Annotated in this window: 25 protein-coding genes and 2 pseudogenes; 13 read left to right on the top strand and 14 right to left on the bottom strand. The window is 70.6% G+C overall.

The window, feature by feature from the left end; all coding sequences use genetic code 11:
* Positions 1-28 precede the first annotated feature (28 nt).
* Positions 29-1,231: a family 43 glycosylhydrolase gene (locus tag ALI22I_RS42940; protein WP_202971188.1), complete on the top strand. Its 1,203-nt coding sequence runs from the start codon at positions 29-31 to the stop codon at positions 1,229-1,231.
* A 27-nt stretch (positions 1,232-1,258) separates the two neighbouring features.
* Here ALI22I_RS42940 and ALI22I_RS42935 read toward each other — a convergent pair whose 3' ends face one another.
* From ALI22I_RS42935 to ALI22I_RS52625, 6 genes and pseudogenes are all read right to left on the bottom strand, one after another.
* The gene (locus ALI22I_RS42935) at positions 1,259-1,603 is read right to left on the bottom strand and encodes a nitroreductase family protein (protein ID WP_238598853.1); all 345 of its coding nucleotides are present in this window, start codon (positions 1,601-1,603) and stop codon (positions 1,259-1,261) included.
* A 142-nt stretch (positions 1,604-1,745) separates the two neighbouring features.
* Positions 1,746-2,285, bottom strand: coding sequence for a hypothetical protein (locus ALI22I_RS50070; RefSeq protein WP_143532735.1), 540 nt, complete (start codon positions 2,283-2,285; stop codon positions 1,746-1,748).
* A 501-nt stretch (positions 2,286-2,786) separates the two neighbouring features.
* Positions 2,787-4,679 (bottom strand): ricin-type beta-trefoil lectin domain protein, encoded by a 1,893-nt coding sequence (locus ALI22I_RS42920; RefSeq protein WP_077011351.1) that lies wholly within the window; start codon positions 4,677-4,679, stop codon positions 2,787-2,789.
* 201 nt (positions 4,680-4,880) lie between these two features.
* Complete coding sequence (locus ALI22I_RS42915) at positions 4,881-5,825, bottom strand: carbohydrate kinase family protein (RefSeq protein ID WP_077011350.1); 945 nt, start codon at positions 5,823-5,825, stop codon at positions 4,881-4,883.
* A gap of 62 nt (positions 5,826-5,887) precedes the next feature.
* Positions 5,888-6,232 (bottom strand): GH32 C-terminal domain-containing protein, encoded by a 345-nt coding sequence (locus tag ALI22I_RS52630; protein WP_077011349.1) that lies wholly within the window; start codon positions 6,230-6,232, stop codon positions 5,888-5,890.
* Positions 6,229-6,924: pseudogene (locus ALI22I_RS52625) on the bottom strand (glycoside hydrolase family 32 protein); the annotation flags it as partial. The gene ALI22I_RS52630 and the pseudogene ALI22I_RS52625, both read right to left, overlap by 4 nt.
* A gap of 249 nt (positions 6,925-7,173) precedes the next feature.
* On the opposite strand from ALI22I_RS52625, the gene ALI22I_RS42900 reads away from it, so the two are divergent.
* Together ALI22I_RS42900 and ALI22I_RS54210 are read left to right on the top strand one after the other, a co-directional pair.
* Positions 7,174-7,350, top strand: a complete 177-nt coding sequence (locus ALI22I_RS42900; protein WP_238598852.1) for a LacI family DNA-binding transcriptional regulator — start codon at positions 7,174-7,176, stop codon at positions 7,348-7,350.
* 107 nt (positions 7,351-7,457) lie between these two features.
* Complete coding sequence (locus tag ALI22I_RS54210) at positions 7,458-7,649, top strand: hypothetical protein (RefSeq protein ID WP_238598851.1); 192 nt, start codon at positions 7,458-7,460, stop codon at positions 7,647-7,649.
* Between the two features lie 582 nt (positions 7,650-8,231).
* On the opposite strand, the gene ALI22I_RS42885 is transcribed toward ALI22I_RS54210, so the two are convergent.
* The 4 genes from ALI22I_RS42885 to ALI22I_RS54200 all read right to left on the bottom strand — a co-directional run bounded on the left by ALI22I_RS42885 (position 8,232) and on the right by ALI22I_RS54200 (position 9,818).
* The gene (locus tag ALI22I_RS42885) at positions 8,232-8,504 is read right to left on the bottom strand and encodes a GlsB/YeaQ/YmgE family stress response membrane protein (RefSeq protein WP_077011346.1); all 273 of its coding nucleotides are present in this window, start codon (positions 8,502-8,504) and stop codon (positions 8,232-8,234) included.
* A gap of 144 nt (positions 8,505-8,648) precedes the next feature.
* Positions 8,649-9,197 carry a hypothetical protein gene (locus tag ALI22I_RS42880; protein WP_077011345.1) on the bottom strand — a complete coding sequence of 183 codons (549 nt, stop codon included), beginning with the start codon at positions 9,195-9,197 and terminating at the stop codon, positions 8,649-8,651.
* 82 nt (positions 9,198-9,279) lie between these two features.
* A complete protein-coding gene (locus ALI22I_RS54205) occupies positions 9,280-9,492 on the bottom strand; it encodes a hypothetical protein (RefSeq protein ID WP_238598850.1) in 213 nt (70 codons plus the stop codon).
* 101 nt (positions 9,493-9,593) lie between these two features.
* Entirely contained in the window at positions 9,594-9,818 is a 225-nt protein-coding gene (locus ALI22I_RS54200) for a hypothetical protein (RefSeq protein ID WP_077011343.1), read from the bottom strand.
* Positions 9,819-9,909: 91 nt separating this feature from the next.
* Between ALI22I_RS54200 and ALI22I_RS54195 the strand changes: the two are divergent.
* The 10 genes and pseudogenes from ALI22I_RS54195 to ALI22I_RS42825 form a co-directional block, all read left to right on the top strand.
* Positions 9,910-10,059 (top strand): annotated as a pseudogene (locus ALI22I_RS54195) (hypothetical protein); the annotation flags it as partial.
* 131 nt (positions 10,060-10,190) lie between these two features.
* Entirely contained in the window at positions 10,191-10,349 is a 159-nt protein-coding gene (locus tag ALI22I_RS54190; protein ID WP_238598849.1) for a hypothetical protein, read from the top strand.
* 83 nt (positions 10,350-10,432) lie between these two features.
* Positions 10,433-11,749 carry a sensor histidine kinase gene (locus tag ALI22I_RS42860; protein ID WP_083752435.1) on the top strand — a complete coding sequence of 439 codons (1,317 nt, stop codon included), beginning with the start codon at positions 10,433-10,435 and terminating at the stop codon, positions 11,747-11,749.
* On the top strand, positions 11,746-12,417 hold the full coding sequence (locus ALI22I_RS42855) for a response regulator (protein ID WP_077012013.1): 672 nt from the start codon (positions 11,746-11,748) through the stop codon (positions 12,415-12,417). The genes ALI22I_RS42860 and ALI22I_RS42855 overlap by 4 nt, the downstream gene beginning before the upstream one ends.
* A gap of 78 nt (positions 12,418-12,495) precedes the next feature.
* On the top strand, positions 12,496-13,380 hold the full coding sequence (locus ALI22I_RS42850; protein ID WP_077011341.1) for an ABC transporter ATP-binding protein: 885 nt from the start codon (positions 12,496-12,498) through the stop codon (positions 13,378-13,380).
* Positions 13,380-14,483 carry an ABC transporter permease gene (locus ALI22I_RS42845; protein WP_077011340.1) on the top strand — a complete coding sequence of 368 codons (1,104 nt, stop codon included), beginning with the start codon at positions 13,380-13,382 and terminating at the stop codon, positions 14,481-14,483. The genes ALI22I_RS42850 and ALI22I_RS42845 overlap by 1 nt, the downstream gene beginning before the upstream one ends.
* Before the next feature lie 148 nt (positions 14,484-14,631).
* Complete coding sequence (locus ALI22I_RS42840) at positions 14,632-15,564, top strand: ABC transporter ATP-binding protein (protein ID WP_077011339.1); 933 nt, start codon at positions 14,632-14,634, stop codon at positions 15,562-15,564.
* The gene (locus ALI22I_RS42835; protein WP_077011338.1) at positions 15,564-16,400 is read left to right on the top strand and encodes a hypothetical protein; all 837 of its coding nucleotides are present in this window, start codon (positions 15,564-15,566) and stop codon (positions 16,398-16,400) included. The genes ALI22I_RS42840 and ALI22I_RS42835 overlap by 1 nt, the downstream gene beginning before the upstream one ends.
* A gap of 73 nt (positions 16,401-16,473) precedes the next feature.
* A complete protein-coding gene (locus ALI22I_RS42830) occupies positions 16,474-17,922 on the top strand; it encodes a sensor histidine kinase (protein ID WP_083752434.1) in 1,449 nt (482 codons plus the stop codon).
* The gene (locus tag ALI22I_RS42825) at positions 17,919-18,590 is read left to right on the top strand and encodes a response regulator (RefSeq protein WP_077011337.1); all 672 of its coding nucleotides are present in this window, start codon (positions 17,919-17,921) and stop codon (positions 18,588-18,590) included. The genes ALI22I_RS42830 and ALI22I_RS42825 overlap by 4 nt, the downstream gene beginning before the upstream one ends.
* A gap of 16 nt (positions 18,591-18,606) precedes the next feature.
* Here the strand turns inward: ALI22I_RS42825 and lexA are convergent, their stop codons facing one another.
* From lexA to ALI22I_RS42805, 4 genes are all read right to left on the bottom strand, one after another.
* The gene (gene lexA / locus ALI22I_RS42820) at positions 18,607-19,269 is read right to left on the bottom strand and encodes a transcriptional repressor LexA (RefSeq protein ID WP_077011336.1); all 663 of its coding nucleotides are present in this window, start codon (positions 19,267-19,269) and stop codon (positions 18,607-18,609) included.
* A gap of 83 nt (positions 19,270-19,352) precedes the next feature.
* Entirely contained in the window at positions 19,353-20,282 is a 930-nt protein-coding gene (locus ALI22I_RS42815) for an AEC family transporter (RefSeq protein WP_077011335.1), read from the bottom strand.
* 82 nt (positions 20,283-20,364) lie between these two features.
* Positions 20,365-21,528, bottom strand: coding sequence for an L-talarate/galactarate dehydratase (locus ALI22I_RS42810; protein ID WP_077011334.1), 1,164 nt, complete (start codon positions 21,526-21,528; stop codon positions 20,365-20,367).
* A gap of 49 nt (positions 21,529-21,577) precedes the next feature.
* On the bottom strand, positions 21,578-22,903 hold the full coding sequence (locus tag ALI22I_RS42805) for an enolase C-terminal domain-like protein (protein WP_077011333.1): 1,326 nt from the start codon (positions 22,901-22,903) through the stop codon (positions 21,578-21,580).
* Between the last annotated feature and the right edge of the window lie 16 nt (positions 22,904-22,919).

Here is a 22,919-nt window from a genome sequence, read left to right as displayed (position 1 = left end):
CTGCCTGAAATGCCGTCGTCGGCCGTGGGTGTGCCCACGGCCGTCCTGGGGGACGGCACACAAGGGCCTGATCGACCCGTGCCCGCTGTGGGACGAGGACGGGCAGGCCTACCTGGTCCACGCCTGGGCGAAGAGCCGCAGCGGCATCAACAACATCCTGACGCTGCACCGGATGAGCCCGGACGGGACCGGCGTGCTCGACGAGGGCACGATCGTGGTCGACGGCAACGCCATCCCCGGCTACACCACGCTGGAGGGGCCGAAGCTGTACAAGCGGGACGGCTGGTACTGGATCTTCGCGCCCGCCGGGGGAGTCAAGTACGGCTGGCAGTCGGCGTTCCGCTCGCGCAGCATCTGGGGCCCGTACGAGGACCGCGTCGTGCTCGCCCAGAACGACACCGCCATCAACGGGCCGCACCAGGGCGCCTGGGTCACCACCGCCGGCGGCGAGGACTGGTTCATGCACTTCCAGGACCGGTACGCCTACGGACGCGTGGTGCACCTGCAACCGATGCGGTGGCGCGAGGACGGGTGGCCGGTCATGGGCGTCGACGACGGTACCGGCCGGGGTTCCCCGCTGCTGGTGCACGCCAAGCCGCGAGTCGAGGGCCGGTCACGCGTGACCGCGCCGGCCACCAGCGACGACTTCACCGGCAGGGAGCTGGGGGAGCAGTGGGTGTGGCAGGCGAACGTCACCGCGCCCTGGTGGTCGTTGCGCCGGTTCCCGCACCGGCTCGCGCTGACCTGTTGGCCCAGTGCGGCGACCGAGAACCTCCGGTTGCTGCCCAACGTGCTGGGACAGCGGCTGCCCGCGGAATCGTTCAGCGCGACGACCTCGATGACGCTGTCCACCTCGACTCCGGGGGCCAGGGCCGGACTGGTGATGTTGGGCGACACCTACGCCTGGATCGGCCTGCGCCACGACGGCGACCGGCTCTCTCTCGTGTACCGCACCGCGGCCAAGGACGCCGCCGAGGTGGACGCCGCCCCGCCCGTGCCGCTGGGCAAGCGCCACGCCTCGGTGCAACTCCGGGTCACCGTGAGCGCCGGAGCGTTGTGCCAGTTCGAGGCCGATGTGGACGGTCGCGGGTTCACGCCGGTCGGTGCGCCGTTCGCGGCCACGCCGGGCAGGTGGATCGGTGCCACCGTGGGGCTGTTCGCCACCAGCCCGGAGACCGCGAACCGGCCCGGTGAAGCGGAGTTCGACTGGTTCCGCATCCGGCCGAGCTGACCCGCCCTCGCCGACCGACCACCGAAGTCACGCGAATTCCCGGCGCCGCCGCCCGCCGGGCCGGCGCCTGAGGTCGGGCGACAGCCGGACGGTCCGGTCGTCGGACAGCTCGAAACGCCACGGCTGGGCGTTGTACACCGAGGGGGCGAGTCGGGCGCCGTCGAGCACCGCGGCGAGCCGTTCGGGAAGCCGGCGTGCAGGCGGCGTGACCTGGGGGCGACGCGGATCGCGCCGCACCGCCCGCAACATCCGCACGAGTTCCAGGGGCATGCGCGCCCGGTACATGAGCGCGGCCGTGCGGGGCATGACGGCGGCGTGCAGGTCCACGGTGACGACGTGCCGCGTCCTGCGGTTCATCAGCAGGTCCAGCACCCAGCCCACCCCGCACCCGCTCGATCATCCGCTCACCCTGGCCCACCCCGCCGAACCCGCCTGGTGATCGTCAAGGCTGGCGGGTGGCGCCGCACAGTTCGACCAGTTCGTCGGTCACGTCGGGTTCGGCGTCGACGCGCTGCTAATCGACGCGGGGGGTCGCGGTGGGCGCGCTGGTGAACAGCTCCATCTTCGTGGACCAATCGCACTCCACCCGGTGCTCGCCGTTCTCGTCTGCGAAGACCAGCTCAACCCTCGCGGCCGCCAGCGGCGCACCCCCTGGCAGCACACCCAGCTCAGGCATGAACCGCATCGTGTACGCCAACGGCCCCGCAAGGTAGAACCGGACCTGGCCTGGGCACTGAAATCTTCGGCTGACCGCCAACTCTGCGGTTTGTGTCAGCCTGGATTTCAGTGCACCAAGCGGGCCGTCAGCCTGCGGAAACCGGGGTCTGAGCTGCGGCGGCAGGCTGTTCGGGGCGAGTTGGCCTGCAGCTTGATCGTCTTCTGGAAGTGTTCCCTGCGCTCGGTCGATGACGATCTGGTCCATGAATTGCTCGGGTACGAGCGGGCGTTCTGCGGGCGGCAGTTCGAGGATCTGATGCCGGTGTTCGAAGAGTCCGGGGTGCAGCTCTGGCTGCCGGAGGCGGGCGGCCGGGTCGACTTCACCGACGACGCACATCGCACGCTGATGAACGCGCTGGGAGCGCAGTCGGAGCGTGAGGTGGTCCGGACCCGGAACGGGGTGATCCAGACGATGCGGGCCCAGACGTGTGACCAGGCCGCTGGTCGCGATGCTGTGTTGCGATCTTGGCCGGGCAAACCGAGGTGGTCTTTCGTCTGGATTCGAGATCGACCGGCGGTACAGCACACGGAGCCGGCACCCCTGTCGTCTGGTCGGAGACGTTTGCGGTGCCGGCCCGTTCCTTGTGCCCAGGTCAGGCTTCGAGGCGTTGGGAGGTGTGGCTCCCAGTCCGTCGCTGACGCATGAGGTCAACCACAGCGCGGTGTCTTCGGCGATGTCAAGGCCGATCCCGCCGCGCCCGCATAGGCGCCGTTGACGTCCTTGACCTGGGCGTGCGGGGTTGAGTGGCCGGTGTGGAACTTGGCGGTCGGCCGGCCTGGCGTGCCAGGCTGATGGTCAAGCCATCCGCCCTTCGTCGTGCTGTTGTTGTGGTCGCAGTCAGTTGGTCGGCATGCTCCACCTCTGGTTCGGGCCCGCGACGCAGTCCCATACCTGCAACTGGCGGCCGTTGGTCGCGTTGCCGGCTTCGAGGTCCAGGCAGCGCTTGGACCACGAGTTCTGGTACTGGTTCGTGCCGATGCGGATCCACCGCTGGTTGTCGCCGCCCCAGCACGGGTGCGTCTTGAGTTTCGCGCCGTTGCCGATGGTCTCCCCGGGCTGGTCGAGGCACTCGTTGCCGATTTTGATCTTCCCGGCCGCGGTGAACGTCCAGCGCTGGTTGGCGCTGTTCCGGCAGTCCCAGATCTGCACGACGGCGGTGGCGTTGTCGCGGTCGACGCACTTGTCGGTGTCGTTCTGCTTGATCATGCCGATGCCCTGGTCCGGTCCGCTGGGTGCGCTGGTCCATGCCTTGCTCAGCCGCCGGAACGTCAGCGATTCGATGCGTACCGTGCCGTTGTTGGCGTAGGTCCGGATGCCGAGGCTGGGGCTGGAGGAGTCGAAGTTGACGTTGTCGGTGACGGAGATCCTGCCGTCGTTGCCGAAGGTCTCCAGTTGCCCGCGGTCGACGAGGATTCGCAGCTTCACCCGGTTGTCGACCGGTGGCATGGAGGCGTCGGCGAGGGTCTGCCGGACGCGGTCGTAGCCGATCGCCGCGTCGCGTGTGCCGTCGGCGCGTCGGTGCAGCTCGAAGCCGAAGTCCGTCGCTGTTGCTCCCGTCAGGTCGTAGGTCGCCTCGATCTCGTAGGTGTCGGCGGCGATGCCGTTGAACGGGTTGGTCGCGAGGTCGCTGGAGATCGTCAGGTTGCTCCAGGTCTGTGCCGCCTGGCGGATGGAGGAGATCTCGCTGACGGGGTTGCGGGTCACCCGGATGCCCTCGCCCGGGAACGTCCTGAGTCCGAGCTGCGCGGGGAACGACGCGTTGCCGGTCCAGGTGGCGCCCTTGTTGCCGGGCTGCCAGAACATCTGGACCACCCGGTTGGTGGGCATGTTGGTGAAGGTGAGGCCGGCGTAGGCGGTCCCGTCGAAGCTGGTACGGCCCACGTCGAGGCGTTGCGGTCGCGACCAGCCGGCATCCGGCACGAAGACGCCGGCGCTGTTCAGCGTGCCGATGACGTATTCACCGCTCGCGTCTTGGAGGACCCACTTCGGGTTCGCGGTGTTGCCGTCGACCGGCAGTTGGTAGAGGTCGGGGCACTCGAACAGCCAGTCGGCGCGGAACTCACCGCGGTAGGTCCAGTTGAGCAGGTTCGTCGAGCTGTAGAACTTGGCGACGTTGCCGCCTTCGTTGCCCCAGAAGACCATGCTCCAGCGATTGCGTGCGGCGTCCCAGATCACTTTGGGGTCGCGGGACTCGTACGGGGTGGAGATCACCTTGGTGCCGCCGTTGTACATCCGGAACGTCCGGGCGCCGTCGGTGCTGTAGGCGATGGACACGCCGTTGGTGTTGGTGAACAGCAGGATCGGGGCGTCGGTGCCGGTCTTGAGGCCGGTGACGTTGTTGGTGTCGACCCAGCCGCCGCCGGAGAAGAGGGTGGCGTTGTGCGTGCCCGGCTCCAAGGCGATCGGCTGCTGGGTCCAGTGCACGAGGTCCGTGCTGGTCGCGTGACCCCAGTGCATCGTGTCCCAGTACATGCCGTGCGGGTTGTGCTGGTAGAAGAGGTGGTAGACGCCGTTGTAGTACAGCGGAGCGTTCACGTCGTTCATCCAGCCGCCCTGTGAGCTGAAGTGGAACTGGCCGCGCACCGGCTCGTTGTAGTCGGTCGCGTCGTAGGGGTACTCCGGGTAGGGCGCCGCCTGCGCCGAGGGCGCGGCGATCGCGATCAGGATCGCCACTGCCGACAGGGCGGTGGTGCGACGCCGGAGCGATCGCGTGAAGGTGAATCTGCGCATGCTGGCCTCACTTCACATCTATGGGAAGGGAGCTCGCTTCGGTTGGCCGGGAAGTTGTCCGGGCAGGAGGGTGTGGCTTGTTGCAGCCCGGGTTCAAGACGCGACTTGATTGTCCTGAGGTCTTTCGCGGTGCACTGGCCGACCGATTTGTGGGTGCCTTGAGTGCGGATGACCCGGCCGGGGATCGAGGTCGGTCTGCGTTCAGGAGGTCGCGGAGCGGACTTCGGCGGGGAGCAGTTCGTCGAACCACGGGGAGTCGGCGCCGGAGCGGGTGCAGGTGATGGCTGCGACGCGTTGGGCGTAGGTGAGGGTGTCGGTGAGTTCGGTGTGGGTCAGGGTGGTCAGGTTGGTTCGGGTGAGCAGGTCGTTGCGGTCGAAGGCGGCCAGGAGGCCGGCCATGAAGGCGTCTCCGGCGCCGACGGTGTCGGTGATGTCGACGGGTAGGGCGGGGAGGTCGATGTGGCCGGTGGGTCCGGATGCGTACACGCCCTTTGCTCCGCGGGTGACGATGACGAGAGCGGGCCCCAGCTCGTGCCACTCGGACACGACGTCGGCGAGGGGGCGGTCGGGGGCGATCCACCGCAGGTCGTCGGCGCTGACCTTGACGATGTCGGTCATGCCGAGCCATCGCCGCAGCCGGGCGCGCACGGTGGTGTGGTCGTCGATGAGCATCGGGCGGATGTTGGGGTCGAGGGTGATGACGCGGTGGGGGTGTTCGCGGGAGAGCAGGGTTTCGAACGTGGCGGCCATCGGCTCGATCGCGAGGGCGAAGGAGCCGCCCACGTGCAGTGCCGCGTCCGGTGGAAGAGCGGCCGGCAGGTCGGCCACCTGCCAGCCGCCGTCGGCGCAGCCGTCGATGTAGAACGAGTAGTCGGCCACGCCGTCCTGGTCGACGTCCACCACGGCGAGCGTTGTGGGCGCGGTCGACCGGGCGATGTGGCGGAGGTCGACGTTGGAGGTTTCGAGGTGGGCGCGCAGCAGCGCTCCGAGGCGGTCGTTCGCCAGGCGTGCCAGCAGCGCGGTCTGCGTGCCGAGCCTGCCGAGGCCGACGGCGGTGTTGGCCGGGCTGCCACCCGGGAGGGGCCGGTAGCCGCCAACGCGGTCGGGCACGAGGTCGACGAGCGCCTCGCCACCAACGATGATCATGTCGTGTTCCTTGTCGGGGAAGCGGTGGTGGAGCCGGAGCCGGGCTCCACCACCACGAGCGGTCAGCGTCGGTAGGAGCCCATGTGCCACGCGGTGAGGCGGTCGATCCGGGCGCTCCCGCCCTCGACGAAGACCTCCACCCCGTCGGCGGCCGGGTCGGGGAAGACGAGGCTGGTGATCACGGCCTCGGCCGCGCCGCCGAAGACCTCGACCGACGAGCGGTCCACCAGCGCCGCCGGCGGCGCGTCGTCGGTCGACGCTGCCGGGTCGTGGGGGTGCCGGCCGCCGCCGATCTTGAAGTTGAGGTACCGCTTGTCCACGGTGAACGGCGGGAAGGTCAGGGTGCCGGTCGAGCCGTCGCCGCCGTGGAAGCTGTTGGCGTAGCCGGTTCCCTCGAAGCCGCTCACGGGGAGCTGTCCCGGCAGTGCGCCGGTGGTTGATGCGGCGCCGAAGGCGCTGCCGGTGGTGGTCCAGCCGCCGTAGGACGACTCGAAGTCCTGGACGACGCCGGCGGGCGGGGTGTAGCTGTCGTCGTCGGAGGTGAAGCGGGTGCCGTCGAAGTCGCCGACGAAGTACTGCGCCGCCGAACCGCCCGCGATGCCGCCGGGGTGGATGCTGACCACCAGCACCCACTTGGTATTGCGGGGTCGCCGCCGACCTGGAGCGGGAACAGGTCGGGGCACTCCCACACGCCGCCGACCGCGCCCCGCGGGCCGAAATCACTCAGGTGCGTCCAGGTCTTGAGGTCGGGCGAGGAGTAGAAGCGGACCTGGTGCTCGGTGGACAGCGCGACCGTCATCAGCCAACGCCCGGCCTGCCACTGGACCTTGGGGTCGCGGAACTCGCGGGAGGCGATGTCGAGCACCGGGTTGCCCGCGTACTTGGTCCACGTGTGGCCGTTGTCGGTGCTGTAGGCCAGCGACTGCGCCTGCCGGCCGTCCAGCTTGGAGTGGGTGGTGTAGATCGCGACCATGGCCGGGTCCTCGGGCGTGCCGAAGCCGGAGGTGTTGCCGTGGTCGACGACGACGCTGCCGGAGAACACCATCTCGGTGTCGTCGTGCGGGAGGGCGAGCGGGAGTTCCCGCCAGTGCACGAGGTCGTTCGCGACCGTCCGGTCATGTCTCCTCCTACGTCAACGTTGACGTAAAGGCCGCCGGACACGATGAGGTGCCACTCTGGTTGCCTATTACGCGAACAGCAGTAGGGAACGCCGCACCGCACCTCCGGACCTGTGAGGACCGTTCGAGGAAGTGGGGCGTTCGTTAAGTCAACGTTGACGCTAGCTTCGTGGTTCAGGTCACGACAAGCCGCCGTTACGCAAGCGTTACCCGGGATGGAGCAGGAGGCCATGGACGCACGGGGTGCACGGCGTGAGCCGACCATGAGGGACGTCGCCGCGCTCGCCCAGGTCAGCACGACGACGGTGTCACGGGTGATCAACGATCTGCCCGGCGCCGGCGCCGAGGTCGTCGAACGGGTGCGCGCCGCCGCGCGCACCCTCGGCTACCGCTGTGCCTGCCGATAACCCCATCCACGCAGGTTGAGGGGCGAGCGAAGCACAAGGGCACGAAGTGCTCGTGGACGCGGTAGCTGTCCGCAGCGATGTCGGCCGGCACGGCATGATGACCGACCGTGCTGCTCCGACTGGCCTACCTCGGCGTGACCAACGCGTTCGCGTTACTGCGCCTGCTGCCCATGAGCGATCGGGACAAGGACGTGGAGATCCTGGCGCTACGGCACCAGGTCACGGTCCTGGAACGCCAACTGGGCAAGCCCCGGCCGCGGTTCTCCCCAGCGACCGGGCGTTCCTCGCGGCACTGCTGAACCGACTCCCCACAGAGGCGGTTCGCCGGTTCCGGCTACTAGTACGCCTGGAGACGGTGCTGCGCTGGCACCGCAACCTCCTCGCCCGCCGCCACGCGGCCAGATCCCGACCCAAACGCCCCGGCCGCGGTGTTGTCGACCGGGCGCCCTCTCCTACTCGGGTAGCTCCACTTCTTCGCGACCGGGCGCTGGTGCCATCGCAGAATGGTGCCCGGTGTCACCGACCGGTGCTCCCGCAGCAGCCGGGGGAGTCGACGCGCCAGTGCGGCGAGCACCGCACGATCGGCCCACTTCAGCCGCGGGCGAGGTTTCGTCCGGCGCAGCACGGCGACTTCATGTCGCAGCACCAGCAGTTCGATGTTCCTTCGCGGCGGAAGACCGACCGAGCAGTACCAGCCAACCGCCGAGCCGAACGGAGATCAGGTGCAGCAGTCGTAACGCCACGCTTCGCGATCATGCCCCTACGGCTTATGGTGCACGATCGCCCCAGCTCAACGCCCCAGTGCAGAGTTCTGGCACCACCACAGCACACGGGCCCGCCGGTGAACCACCGGCGGGCCCGTGTGCTGTGGTGGTGCGGTCTCAGCCGTGGGCGCGGTGGCCCCGGCTGGTCGCCAGGTGGTAGACCGCCAGCACCACGACCGAGCCGAGGATGGCCAGCAGCCAGGTGCTCAGGTCGAAGAAGCTGCCGATGTCGGAGCCGAAGACGGCGCGACCGATGAACCCGCCGATGACCGCGCCGACGATGCCCAGCAGCATGGTGACGATGACGCCGCCGGGGTCCTTGCCGGGCATGACGGTCTTGGCGATGGCGCCGGCGATGAGACCCAGAACGATCCAACCCAGGATGCCCACAGTGCTTCCTTGTCCTCGTGCCACGCCGTCTTCTGCGACGCGACGTGATCGTTACCGTTGCCGGGTTGCCCACTCCGCACGGAGTTCACACCTTCGGCGGACGATCCGCGCGGTGGGTCGACCACGCCGTCGCCGCCCAGCGCGTCAGCGACCGGCCGGAGGGGTCGGCTCTGCCCGGCGCGACCACTTGCGCATCCGCGCCAGGTAGAGCCGACGGGTCAGCGGCCCGCAGACCACGGCCGCGACGTCGGCCGCACGCGGGCGGACACCGAGGCGCAGCATCGACCGCAGGTGCGCGACTGTCGTGCGCTCCGGATCACCACCCCGCTGGAACCGCCGCCACTCGCGCGCTTGTGCGAGGTCGCCCGCTCCCGCGAGCCGCACGGCGAACGCCAGGCGCGCGCGCCGCACCGGCACCGAGGCATCGGGGTCCTTCACGTCGAAGCCGCGGTTGACTGGGTCGGCGCAGAACCGGTGCTCCGGCCAGGTGCCTGCGGCATCGCCACCGGATCGGGCCGGCGTCGCGACGACCAAGGGCGCCGCCGGGTGAGCGGCGGGCCACCGGGGGTCGACTTCCAGCCCGCACCACCAGCACGGCGCTTTCGGATCCACTGCGGACGCCGCCTGGCTCGGCGGCACCGCCTCTCGACGGCGTCCGGACAGGGAAGTCGTGATGTGGATGGCGAACTCCATGATCCGCAAGCTACCGCCGCCCGACGCTGCGGGCGCCCGCGACGATCGTGGTGCGCCGAAAGTTCGGTCGAGGTGATCGGCTCTACCGATCACCCACCGTCCATCCTGGACCGTTCGTCACGGCCGAGCGCTCGCCCACCGCGCCGATCACCGGCAGGTGCCGAGCACTGTCCCGTAGACGCTTGAGCACGCGATGGACGGTCGATGCGGCTGTCCGGTGGCCGGGTTCGAGCAATCCGCTCTGGATCCGGCGGTAGCCCCAGGCGGTGTTCTCCCGGGCCATCCGCTCGATCAACGCCACCACGGTGCCGTCGACCCGCGGGTGCCCGGTCCGGTTCGGGTAGGTCCACTTCTTCGCGACCAGGCGCCGGTGCTATCGCAAGATGGTGCCCGGTGTCACCAGTCGGTGTCCGCGCAGCAGCCGGGGAGTCGGCGCACCAGCGCGGCGAGCAACGCGCGATTAGCCCAGTCCGGCCGCGGGCGGAGATTGGCCAGGCGCAGCACGGCGACTTCGTGCCGCAGCACCAGTAACTCGACGTCCTCGGCCGCCGATGACCGGCCGAGCAGAACCAACCAGCCGACGAGCCGCACGGAGATCAGGTGCAGCAGTCGTAATGCCACGCTTCACGATCATGCCCCTGTGGTCCATGGTGCACGGTCACCGCAGCTCAGCGGCCCAGTGCAGAGTTCTGGCACCCCACAGGTCTTCTTCATGGGTCTGTTCGTCATGGTCGGCGCCCTGGTCGAGACCGGCGTCATCGGTCAGGTGTCCAAGACGCTGGCCGACGCGGTCGGCGGGCAGCCGCTGGTCGCGGTGATGGCACTGCTGGGCGTGTCGGCCGTGCTGTCGGCGATCGTGGACAACATCCCGTACGTCGCCACGATGGCCCCGATCGTCGGTGACCTCGTCGCCGCCGAGGCGGCACGGCGCAGGCGCAGTCGCTGTGGTGGGCCCTTGCCCTGGGCGCGGACCTGGGCGGCAACGCCACCGCCGTGGGCGCCAGCGCCAACGTCGTCGTCCTCGGCCTCGCCGCCCGCAACGGCACGCCGATCAGCTTCTGGCAGTTCACCCGCTACGGCATCATCGTCGCCGCGCTGTCCATCCTGCTCGCCGCGCCCTACCTGTGGTTGCGCTACTTCGTGCTCGCCTGAGCCCTTCCTCCGCCGGTCGTCCCGCTCAACGGGCGGGACGACCGGCTGTCGAGGCCCTTCCCGGCCGGGTTACGTTCTCCGGTATGACTGGTCCTGCCGTGCTGTCCGCCCGTCCGGACGAGGGGGCACCCGTGGACGAGCCGGTGTGGAGCCAGTGGCGGCGTCCCCGGCCCTCCCCGGCCCAACAGCGCCACGATGTCTGGCTCGCACTCGCGGTGCTGGCGGGCGCCGTGAGCGTGATCGTGCTGGTCAACAGCATGGGAGCGTTCTCCTTGGGCGACGCGCCGACGTTGGCCGAGCAGTTCGCCTGGGGCGCCGCGATGACCTTGCCGCTGATGCTGCGGCGTCGCTTCCCGCTGGTCGTGCTGCTCGTCGTCGGCGTGCTGTTCATCGCCGCGCAGGTCCGGCATACCGGCGACAACGTCGTGTCCGCGATCGCGTTGTTACAGGCCATCTACAGCGCGGGTGCGTGGGCACAGGACCGGACGCGTGGGCGGTGGACGCGGATCGCGGTGATCGCCGCGATGTTCCTGTGGCACGGGGTCTGGCTCGTGGGGTTCCTCGTGCGGCCGGCCCCGCCGTTCGAGGACGCGGCCGGCCCGCTGGACCCGGTGCTCGCATCGGTGCTGTATGGCATCGCGTTCAACGCGCTGTTCTTCCTGGCCGCGTACTTCTTCGGCGACATGGCCTGGGTGTCGGCGCGCCGGCAGGCCGAGCTGGAGCACCGCGCGGAGCAGTTGCGCCGGTCCCAGGAGCAGAACACGCGCGGCGCGATCGTCGCCGAACGCGTGCGCATCGCGCGGGACCTGCACGACGTTGTCGCGCACCACGTGTCGGTGATGGGTGTCCAGGCGGGCGCGGCCCGACGGGTGGTCGACCGCGACCTGGACCTGGCGCGCGAGGCGCTGCGGACCGTCGAGGACACCGCGCGCACCGCCATCGGCGAATTGCGCGGGCTGCTGGGCGTCCTGCGTGCCGACACCGTCGAGGACGTGGAAGAAGTGGCGGGGGAGACGTCGTCGCCAGGGCTGGACCAGCTGCCCGAACTCGCGGCCATGGCGCGGTCCGCCGGGCTGGAGGTGGACCACGATGTCTACGGCGAGCCGCGGCCGGTGCCGCAAGGCGTCGCGCTGTCGGTGTACCGGATCGTCCAGGAGTCGCTGACGAACGTGGTGAAGCACGCGGACGCGCGCAAGGCCGACGTGCGCGTGCGGTTCCTGGAGACGTCGCTGGAGGTCGAAGTCGCCGACGACGGGCGCGGCCGGGCGGGCACGTCGGACCGGAAGAGCGGTTTCGGCCTGGTGGGCATGCGGGAACGCGTCGCGGTCCACGGCGGCGAACTCGAAGCCGGACCCCGCCGGGACGGCGGCTACCGGGTCCGTGCGAGGTTCCCGGCATGACGACTTCGCTGCGCGTGGTGCTCGCCGACGACCAGGACCTGGTCCGGGCGGGCTTCCGGGTCATCCTCGGCACCGAGGACGGCATCGAGGTCGTCGGCGAGGCCCGAGACGGTCTCGAAGCCGTGGACGTGGTCGGACGCCTCCAGCCGGACGTGGTGCTGATGGACGTCCAGATGCCCGGCATCGACGGGCTGGAGGCCACCCGGCGCATCCTCGGACCGGCCGGGGCGGGCAACCCGATCAAGGTCGTCATCCTGACCACGTTCGACCGTGAGGACTACCTGTTCGAGGCCCTGCGGGCGGGCGCGAGCGGTTTCCTGCTCAAGAACGCCTCACCCGAGGACCTGGTGGACTCCGTCCGGATCGTCGCCAGGGGTGACGCCCTGCTGTCACCGGAGGTCACCCGTCGCGTCATCGCCCGGTTCACCGCACCGGTCCCGTCGACGCCGTCACGGCGGCCACCGGAGCTCACCGACCGCGAGTTCGAGGTGCTGGTCCACCTCGCCCGCGGGGCGAGCAACGCGGAGATCGCGGCGGCCTTATACCTGGGGGAGACGACCGTGAAGACGCACGTGTCGCGCATCCTGGCCAAGCTCGGCCTGCGCGACCGCACGCACGCCGTCGTGTTCGCCTACGAGCAGGGGATCGTCGCGCCCGGCCGGCCGTAGGGTCCTCCGCGAGGATGACCCGCGAAGTCGATCTCGCGCCGGACGTGCCGCGCTCGTTGCCCGCATAGCGTTGCGGCCATGTTGACAGTGACGTCGGTCAGCCGGAGTTTCGGCGACAAGCAGGTCCTCGACGGGGTGTCGTTCGAGGTCCGACCCGGCCGGATGACCGGGTTCCTGGGGGCGAACGGGTCCGGCAAGACCACCACCATGCGCATCGTGCTGGGCGTCCTCGCCGCGCACGGCGGCACGGTCGAGTGGCACGGCTCGCCGGTGACGGGCGCGGTGCGGCAGCGGTTCGGGTACATGCCCGAGGAACGCGGCCTGTACCCGAAGATGGGTGTCGCCGAACAGATCGGGTGGCTCGGCCGGCTGCACGGCCTCGACCAGGCCACCGCGAAGCGCAACACCGAACGCCTGCTCGACCAGCTGGAGCTGGGCCACCGGGCGAAGGACAAGCTCGAAGAGCTGTCGTTGGGCAACCAGCAACGCGCCCAGGTCGCCGCCGCGCTGGTGCACGACCCCGTCATGCTGATCCTCGACGAGCCGTTCTCCGGGCTGGACCCGATCGCAGTCGAGACCGTGCTGGGCGTGCTGCGCGAGCGGGCCGCCGACGGCGTGCCCGTGCTGTTCTCCAGCCACCAGCTGTCCGTGGTGGAACGGTTGTGCGACGACGTGGTCATCATCTCCGGCGGGAAGATCGCCGTCAGCGGCGCGCGGGACGAGCTGCGCGCCCAGTACAGGCCCGCGCGTTTCGAGTTGGTCGTGGCCTCCGACGCCGGGTGGGTGCGTGACGTCCCGGGTGTCCGGGTGGTCGACGTCGACGGCCCGCGTGCGGTGTTCGAACTGGACGGTGACGCGGGCGCGGACCAGGTGGTCCTGCAAGCCGCCCTGCGGCGGGGCACCGTCCGCAGCTTCACCCCCGTCGTGCCCACGTTGGGCGAGATCTTCATGGAGGCGATCTGATGAACGGCGTGACGCAGCACGGGACCCGGGGGTTCGCCGCCGCCACCCGGTTGGTCGCCGAGCGGGAGATCAAGACGTTCCTGCGGGCCAAGGGTTTCTGGATCGGCCTCGGGGTGATCGTGGTCGGGCTGTTCGCGATGTCGATCCTGCCCGGTGTGCTCGGTGGCGGGCAGACCAAGGTCGTCACGGTGGGTGCGCAGGCCGCCGAGGTGTTGGCGGGCACGGACTTGGAGGTCCGTGCGGTCGCCGACGTGCCCGCCGCGGAGGCGCTGGTCCGGTCCGAGGAGGTGGAAGCCGCGGTCGTGCCGGACACGACCGGCGAGTCGTCCACCGGTGTGCGCGTGATCGCGTTGGCCGACCCGCCCACCGACGTGGTGGCCGCGCTGCGCACTGCGCCGCCGGTCGACCTGCTCGACCCCGCCGAGGTCGGGCAGGGACCGCGGCAAATCGTGATCATGGTGTTCGCCATGGTGTTCCTGCTGTTCGGGATGGGCGGGACGGCCATCGCGCAGAGCACGGTCACCGAGAAGCAGACCCGGATCGTGGAGATCCTGGTGTCCACGATCCCGGTGCGGGCGCTGCTCGCGGGCAAGATCGTCGGCCACTCGCTGCTTACCATCGGCCAGATCCTGGTGATCGCGGTGGTCGCGCCGATCGCGTTGCGGCTGGGTGGGCACTCGGAGCTGCTGGCGCTGGTCGCGCCCGCGTTGGGCTGGTTCGTGCCGTTCCTCGTGCTCGGGTTCGTGCTGCTGGCGGCGATGTGGGCGGTCGCCGGGTCGTTGGTCAGCAGGCAGGAGGACCTGGGGTCGAGCATGGGCCTGGTGATGCTGCTGGTGATGGGGCCTTACTTCGGCGTGATGTTCTTCTCCGACAACGCCGTCGTGCTCACCGTGCTGTCGTACCTGCCGTTCTCGTCGGCCATCGCGATGCCGGTGCGGCTGTTCGCGGGTCAGGCGTCGGCGTGGGAGCCGCTGGTGGCCCTGGGACTGCTGGCCGGGACGGTCGTGCTGATCGTGCTGCTGGCCGGCCGGGTGTACTCGGGGTCGCTGCTGCACACCGGGGGCAAGCTCGCGCTGGCGAAGGCGTGGGCGCGGGAGGCCTGATCGTTCGTGAGCGTCCCAGTGGTACCGCGGTACCACTGGGACGCTCGTAGTGTCTCCCGTGGTCCCACGGAAACGGTCGGTCGCGCCCCTAGCTTGGGGCGAGCGCCTCGGAGCAGACCGAGCCGCCGGAGCCGGAGGATCGACGCCCATGATCGACGTGCACGAGTTGACGAAGCGCTACGGGGACAAGACGGCCGTCGACGAGCTGAGCTTCACCGTGCAGCCCGGCCAGGTCACCGGGTTCCTCGGCCCCAACGGCGCGGGGAAGTCCACCACGATGCGCATGATCATCGGACTGGACGCGCCCACCAGCGGCTCGGCCACGGTGAACGGCCGCCGCTACGCCGAGCACGCCGCGCCGTTGCAGGAGATCGGCACGCTGCTGGAGGCCAAGGCGGTCCACTCGGGACGCACCGCCTTCAACCACCTGCTGGCCCTCGCCCAGACCCACGGCATCCCGCGCCGCCGCGTCGACGAGGTCATCGAGCTGGCCGGGCTGCAGACCGTGGCCCACAAGCGCGCCGGGACGTTCTCCCTGGGCATGGGCCAGCGGCTGGGTATCGCGGCGGCGCTGCTCGGCGACCCTGAGGTCGTCATGCTCGACGAGCCGGTCAACGGCCTGGACCCGGAAGGCGTGCTCTGGGTGCGCCACCTGCTGTCCGGGCTGGCCGCCGAAGGGCGCACGGTGATGCTCTCCTCCCACCTGATGAGCGAGACCGCGCTGATCGCCGACCAACTGGTCATCGTCGGACGCGGCAGGCTCCTCGCGGACACCACGGTCGACGATTTCATCCGGCAGGCCGGCCGCGAGGACGTGAAGGTCGCCACCACCCAGGCCGAGCGGCTGCGCGCGCTGCTGTCCGGTCCGGGCGTCACCATCACCGCCACCACCGCCGAGGAACTCGTGGTCCTGGGCCTGGACGCGCACCGGATCGGCGCGATCGCCGCGCAGCACGGAGTACCGCTGTACGAGCTCAGCCAGCAGACCGTGTCACTGGAAGCGGCGTTCATGGATCTGACCAGCGATTCTGTGGAGTACCACAGCGCCCCCGCCGACACTGCCGCCCGGAGGGCTGCCTGATGACCACCGCCACCGCCCCCGCCCGCACGACCACCGTCGCACCCGCCCGGCCCGCCTACAAGGTCACCTGGCTCCGGGTCCTCCGTTCGGAGTGGACCAAGTTCTGGTCGGTGCGCTCCAGCCCGATCACCCTCGCAACGGCACTGTTCCTCCTGATGGGCATCGGGGCGATCGCCTCCTACACCTACGACCCCGCGGCCGCGCCCGGCAGCGACGGCCCGCCCATCACCGACGGAGCCATCAGCCTGGCCCTGATGGGCACGATTTTCACCTCACTGGCCATCGGCGTGCTCGGGGTCCTGGTCTCCGCCGGTGAGTACAGCACCGGCATGATCCGCGCCACGCTGGCTGCGGTGCCCAAGCGCCTGCCGACGCTGTGGGCCAAGACCGCCGTCTTCGGCGTCGTCGCCACGGTCGTGACCGCGGTGGGCGCGCTGGGCGCGTTCCTGCTGGGTGCCGTCATCCTGGACGGCGAGGCGATCGCGATGTCCCTCGGAGACGACGGAGTGCTCCGGGCCTTGGCCGGCACGGGCCTCTACCTGGGCCTGGTGGGCATGTGGGGTGTGGCCCTGGGCGCGCTGCTGCGCTCCAGCGCGGGCGGTATCGCCGTGCTGGTGGGCATGCTGCTCATCGTGCCCGGCCTGAGCTCGCTGCTGCCCGCCTCGATCGCCGACAACGTCACCCCCTACCTGCCCAGCAACGCGGGCCAGGCGGTGACGCACCTGAACCAGGCCACCAACTCACTCGGCCCCTGGACCGGCGTGGCAGTGTTCGCAGGATGGGTGGTGGTGACGCTGGTCGCTGCGGCTTACCGACTGGCTCGCCGCGACGCCTGACAGCCACCGCCTGACCGGAACGCCGGACCGACCGGCACGATGTGCACCCGACCAGCGCCGAGGAGGTGCACCGATGAACGCGAAGACAGCGGTGCAAGCCGCGGAGGGGGCCGAGCGCCGCCCGACCACCGGAGTCCGGGGGACGGCGGTCGGGCCGCTTCCCGGGCTGGAGGCGGTCGGGACGCATCCGCTCCTGGGCCGCCTGATGTGCGTGCAGCGCCGTCTGCGTTGGCTGGACCGGCGGCACCCGTGGCTGCTCGACTCGCTGATCGTGCTGATCGTCGTCACCGTGACGGTGCTCGGGGCGCTGTTCGGAGACGACGACGGCGGCCCGTTCGGAGACGACGACGGCGGCCCGTTCGGAGACGACCGCGGCCCGTTCGGTGTGGGTACGGCAAGCGTCGAAATGCCGCTCGGTCTCCTGCTCGCGGTCACCGTCGGGGTGGCCCTGCCGCTGTGGTGGCGGCGCCGGGCGCCGACCGCCACCTTCGCCGTCATCGCGGTGGCCGGCCTGGTGCCCTGGTCGTTCGGCCTGTGGCAGTTGGCGGCTGTCTGCCTGGTCGTCTCCTTGCACAACCTGGCGTTGCACGGCTCGCTGCGGGTGCTGGGCTGGGCCGCCGTGGCGGCACTCGCCCAGGTCTCCGTCGCGGTGTGGTTCCTCCTGCCGACCAACAATCCGCCGGTGGCCATGTTGATGCTGGTGAGCCAGTCGACTGCCGGAGTCGCCCTGGGCCTGACCATCCGCAGCCGGCGGTTGCACCTGGCGGCGGTGGAGGACCGGGCGGCCCGGCTGGAGATCGAGCGGGAACAGCGGGAACGGCTCACCGCCGCCGCCGAGCGCTCCCGGGTGGCCCGCGAGATGCACGACATCGTCGGCCACAACCTCGTCGTCGTGGTCGGTCTCGCCGACGGCGCCGCCACCCTCGCGGCCAGTCGCGGCGAGCAGGCCGCCGAAGCCCTGCGCATCATCGGGGACACCGGTCGGCAGGCGATGGGCGAACTGCGGCGCGTGCTCAACGTCCTGGCCTCCGACGAGTCGGAGGACGTGCGCGCCCAGGTTGAACGGCTCAGCCCGCAGCCAGGCATCGTCGACCTGGAGATGCTGCTGGCCAGGGTGCGCGCCGCGGGCGTGAGCGTCACTTACCGGACGGCCGGAGACCTCTCCGCCCTGGGCAGCGGGGTGCAGCTCACCGTCTACCGCATCGTCCAGGAAGCTCTGACCAACACCCTCAAGCACGTCGGTTCCGGCGCGGACGCGGATGTCACCGTGGCCGTCGAGAACGGCGGGATCAGGGTGCGGGTCACCGATACCGGGCCGTCCGGCGCCCGTGCGGCGGGGCCGTCCACGGCGGACGCGGGCGTGCCCGGACACGGACTGGTCGGCATCCGGCAACGGACCGCGATGTACGGCGGCACCGTCACCGCCGGACCGCGCGGCGACCGGCCCGGCTGGATCGTCGACGTCACACTCGAAGCGCCACCCGCATCCGCCCTGCCCGCACCGGGAGACCAGGCCACATGACCACCGTCCTGATCGCCGACGACCAGCCCCTGCAACGCCTCGGCTTCCGGATGCTGCTGGAGGGCACTCCCGGCATGGACGCCGTCGGCGAGGCCGGGCACGGCGCGGAGGCCGTCCGCATGGCCGCCGAACTGCGGCCCGACGTCGTGCTCATGGACGTGCGCATGCCCGGCATGGACGGCATCGAGGCCACACGGCGGATCGTCGCCACCGGAGGCCGCACCCGCGTGCTGATCCTCACCACCTTCGACCTGGACGAGTACGCCTACGCGGGTCTGCGCGCCGGGGCCAGCGGTTTCCTGCTCAAGGACGCCCGGCCGGAGGAACTCGTGGCCGGCATCCGGGCGGTGGCGACCGGTGACGCGGTCGTCGCGCCCGCGTTGACCAGACGCCTGCTGGACGCCCACGCCCACCAGGTGCTCTCCCCGGCAGGCGCCGCCGACTCGCAGGCGGACCCCAGGCTGCGCGCGTTGAGCGAGCGGGAGCACGAGGTCCTGGTCGCCATCGGCAAGGGCTGGACGAACGCGGAGATAGCCGAACGCCTGGTCCTCACCGAGTCCACGGTGAAGAAGCACGTCGGCCGGGTGCTCGCCAAGATCGGTGCACGCGACCGCATCCACGCCGTGATCATGGCCTACGACGCCGGGCTGGTCAGACCCCGCTCCTGAACCCCCGCTGCTGTCGTCAGACGCTGCGCAGCACGGAGACGACGGTGCCCAGCACGACGGCGGTGTCGCCGTTGATCGCGGCGTAAGCGGGGTTGCGGGGTTCGAGGAAGACGTGGCCGTTGCGGCGCTGGTACACCTTGACGGTGGCCTCGTCGTCGATCATCGCGGCCACGATCTGGCCCGAATGCGCCTCGGACTGCTGGCGCACCACGACGATGTCGCCGTCGCAGATCGCGGCGTCGATCATCGAGTCGCCGCGCACCCGCAGGCCGAAAACGCTACCGCGCCCGGTGAGTTCACGCGGCAACGTCAGGATGTCGTCCACGTGCTCCTCGGCGGCGATCGGACTGCCCGCCGCGATGTGGCCGACCACCGGCACGGTCACCGAGTCGTCGGCGGGCTCCCGCGTCGAGGGCTCGTGCAGGAACAAGCGCACGTCGATCGGCCGGGACATCGACGAACTCCGCCGCAGGAAACCCTTCTCCTCCAGGCTCGCCAGGTGCTTCGACACCGCCGACGACGACCGCAGGCCGACCGCGTCGCCGATCTCCCGAGTGCTCGGCGAGTACCCGTACCGGACCACCCAATCCCGGATCGCGACCAGGATGCGCTGCTGGCGCGGCGGCAGGGTGGAGGTGTCCAGGTGCTCGAACGCATCAAGATCGTCGTAGGCGGTCACCCGCGCGATGATAGAGGTAAGCGCCCCGCGGCCGGCCGAGCAGGCGGTGCGCGTCAGCCCAGTGCCCGTCAGCCCGATGCCCGTCAACCCAGTGCGAGGGCGACTCCGGCGAGGACTGGTACGGATAGGACGGTGCTGAGCAGGATGGCGTCGCGGGCGAGTTCGGTGGCGCGGTCGTAGGAGGTGGCGTAGACGAAGACGTTCTGCGCGGTGGGGAGGGCCGAGGCGATGGTGACCGCGAGCAGCGACGTGTCGTCCAGGTGGACCACCCAGCGGCCGAGCGTGTAGGCCAGGGCAGGCTGGACCACCGTTTTCAGCACCACGGCGAGCCACACCTGACCGGCCGTGTTGCCGGACCCCGGCCGTGGCGCGCCGTGCAGGCTCGCGCCGTAGGCGAGCAGGGCGGCCGGGACGGCGAGGTCGGCGAGGAGTTCCAACGGCCGGAGCACCGGGATGGGCGGCGTCCAGTCCGCGGCGGCGAGGGCGAGTCCCAGGGCACAGCCGATCACCAACGGCGTCCGCAGTGGCTGGGTCAGCAGTCGGGTGCGGGACGGGGCGTCGTCGCCCGAGTCCCGGGACGCCGCCATCACGGTCAGGCCGATCGGCGCCATGACCAGCACCTGGAACAGCAGGACCGGCGCCACGAACGAGGCGTCCCCGAGGACGTACACCGCGATGGCCACGCCCAGGTTGCCGGCGTTGACGTAGGAGGAGGCGAGCGCGCCGGTGGCGAGGTGCCCGGCCCGCAGCTTCCACCGCCACCGCGCCGGCACGACGTAGAGCAGCGCGCACAGCACCGCGCTGCCCGCCGTGGCGACCAGCGTGGTGGACAGCAGCACGGCCGGGTCCGCGTCGGCGAGGGTGAGCAGCAGCAACGCCGGTGTCGCGACGAAGTACGACAGCCGGGACAGCACACCGGCCGCGCCGTGCCCGAGGACGCGGGCGCGGGCGGTGATCCAACCCACGGCGATGACCGCGACGAGCGTGGCGAAGCCGCCCAGCACACCGTTCACCCGGTGGTCCCTGGTGTTGCGCCCAGGAGACCGCGACGACGGTCGGTGCTCACCGAATCGACCCTAGGTGCTCCTCCCCGGGTCAACGGCCTCCGTCGACTGTGACGGTGTCCACGGTCCAAGCGCGGGTCTGGTCGCTGAGGGTGATGCCCAGGCCGGGGCGGTCGGACAGCAGCATGCGTCCGCCGCTGGTCTCCAGTCGCTCGTTGAACAGCGGGTAGAGCCAGTCGAAGTGCTCCACCCACGGCTCGCGGGGGTAGGCGGCGGCGAGGTGGACGTGGATCTCCATGGCGAAGTGCGGCGCCAGCTGGAGGTGGTGGTGGTCGGCGAGGGTGGCGAGCTTGAGGAACTGCGTGATGCCGCCGACGCGGGGCGCGTCGGGTTGCAGGATGTCGACCGCGCCCAGCCGGATCAGCTCGTAGTGCTCGGCGACGCTGGTGAGCATCTCTCCCGAAGCGACGGCCGTGGTCAGCGACCGGGTCAGCTCGGCGTGCCCTTCGACGTCATAGGCGTCGAGTGGTTCTTCGATCCAGGCCAGGTCGAACTGCTCCAGCACCCGGCTGACGCGCATGGCCGTCGGCCGGTCCCACTGCTGGTTGGCGTCGACCATCAACGGCACCCGGTCGCCGAGGTGTTCGCGGACGGCGGCCACGCGGCGCAGGTCCTCGCTCCAGTCCGGCAGGCCGACTTTGATCTTGATGCCGCCGACGCCGGACTCCAGCGTGCGGGTGGCGTTGTCCTTGATCCGGTCGACGGATTCGTGCAGGAAGCCGCCGGAGGTGTTGTAGCAGCGCACCGAGTCGCGGTGGGCGCCGAGCAGTTTGGCCAGTGGCAGACCCGCGCGCTTGGCCTTGAGGTCCCACAGCGCGACGTCGAACGCGGCCAGCGCCTGGGTCGCGGCGCCGCTGCGGCCGACGGACGCGCCCGCCCACACCAGCTTGTTCCACAACCTGCCGATGTCGTTGGGGTCCTCGCCGATCAGGTCGGGCGCGACCTCGCGGGCGTGGGCGAACTGGGCCGGCCCGCCGGCGCGCTTGGAGTAGCTGAACCCGACCCCCTCCAGCCCCGCCTCGGTGCGGATCTCGGCGAACAGGAACGCGACCTCGGTCATCGGCCGCTGCCGACCGGTGAACACCTTGGCGTCGCTGATCCCGCCCGGCAGGGGCAACGTCACCGACGACAACACCACCGAGCTGATCCGGTCCAGCACGGCGGTCGCGTCACCGGGGCGCGTGGTGGTCGACATGGGGCTCCTCTTCGATGGATGCGGATTCCGCCGGACAGTCGGCGGCCGCTCAGCGGACCAGGCAGGGGCGCTTGGGATCGAACCGCCAGTCGGGCACCAGGTACTGCATCGCCACGGCGTCGTCCCGTGCCCCGAGCCCGTGCTCCAGGTACAGCTCGTGTGCGGCGGCGAGCGCGTCCCGGTCGAGTTCGACCCCGAGGCCGGGCGCGGTCGGGACGGTGATGCTGCCGTCCCGGATACGCAAAGGCGCGCGGGTCAACGCCTGGCCGTCCTGCCAGATCCAGTGCGTGTCCAGGGCGGTGATCGGGCCCGGCGCCGCCGCGCCGACGTGGGTGAACATCGCCAGCGAGATATCGAAGTGGTTGTTGGAGTGCGAGCCCCAGGTCAGGCCGAAATCCGCGCACAGCTGGGCGACGCGCACCGATCCGCGCATGGTCCAGAAGTGCGGGTCGGCCAACGGGATGTCCACCGCGCCGGTCCGCACGGCGTGCGCCATCTGCCGCCAGTCCGTGGCGATCATGTTCGTCGCCGTCGGCAGACCGGTGGCCCGGCGGAACTCCGCCATGACCTCACGGCCGGAGAAGCCGCCCTCCGCGCCGACCGGGTCCTCGGCGTAGGCCAGCACGTCGTGCAGGTCGCGGCACAGCTCCACCGCCTCGGCCAGCAGCCACGCCCCGTTGGGGTCCACCGTGATGCGGGCGTCCGGGAACCGCTCGGCCAGGGCGCGCACCGCCGCGATCTCCTGCTCGGGCGCCAGCACACCACCCTTGAGCTTGAAGTCGGCGAAGCCGTACCGGGCCCGCGCCGCCTCCGCCAGCGCCACCACCGCCTCGGGGGTGAGCGCGGCTTCACGGCGCAGCCGTTCCCACTCGTCGGCGGGCTGCCGCTCGACGACGTAAGGCAGGTCGGTGGCGTCGCGATCGCCGATGTAGAACAGGTAGCCCAGCATCGGGACCGCGTCGCGCCGCTGCCCGTCCCCGAGCAGTTCTGCGACCGGCACGCCCAGGTGCTGCCCCAGCAGGTCCAGCAGCGCCGACTCCAGGGCCGTCACCGCGTGGACGGTCGTGCGCAGGTCGAACGTCTGCAACCCGCGCCCACCGGCGTCCCGGTCGGCGAAGGTGTCCGCGACCGAGCGCAGCAACCGGCCGAACAGCGCCACCGGCTGCCCGACGAGGAGTGAGTGGGCTTCCTCGATCGTCCGTCGGATCGCCTCGCCACCGGGCACCTCGCCGACGCCGACGCGGCCCTCGCTGTCGGTGACGATCGCGATGTTGCGGGTGAAGAACGGGGCGTGCGCGCCGCTGAGGTTCAACAGCATGCTGTCGTGCCCGGCGACGGGCACCACCTCGACATTCGCCACTGTGGGGCCGGTCATCGTGGTCCTCTCGGGT

Source organism: Saccharothrix sp. ALI-22-I, assembly GCF_001984175.1.
GTDB lineage: Bacteria > Actinomycetota > Actinomycetes > Mycobacteriales > Pseudonocardiaceae > Actinosynnema.
Note: the sequence above shows the minus strand (reverse complement) of the source record. Positions and strands in the feature narration are given on the sequence as shown.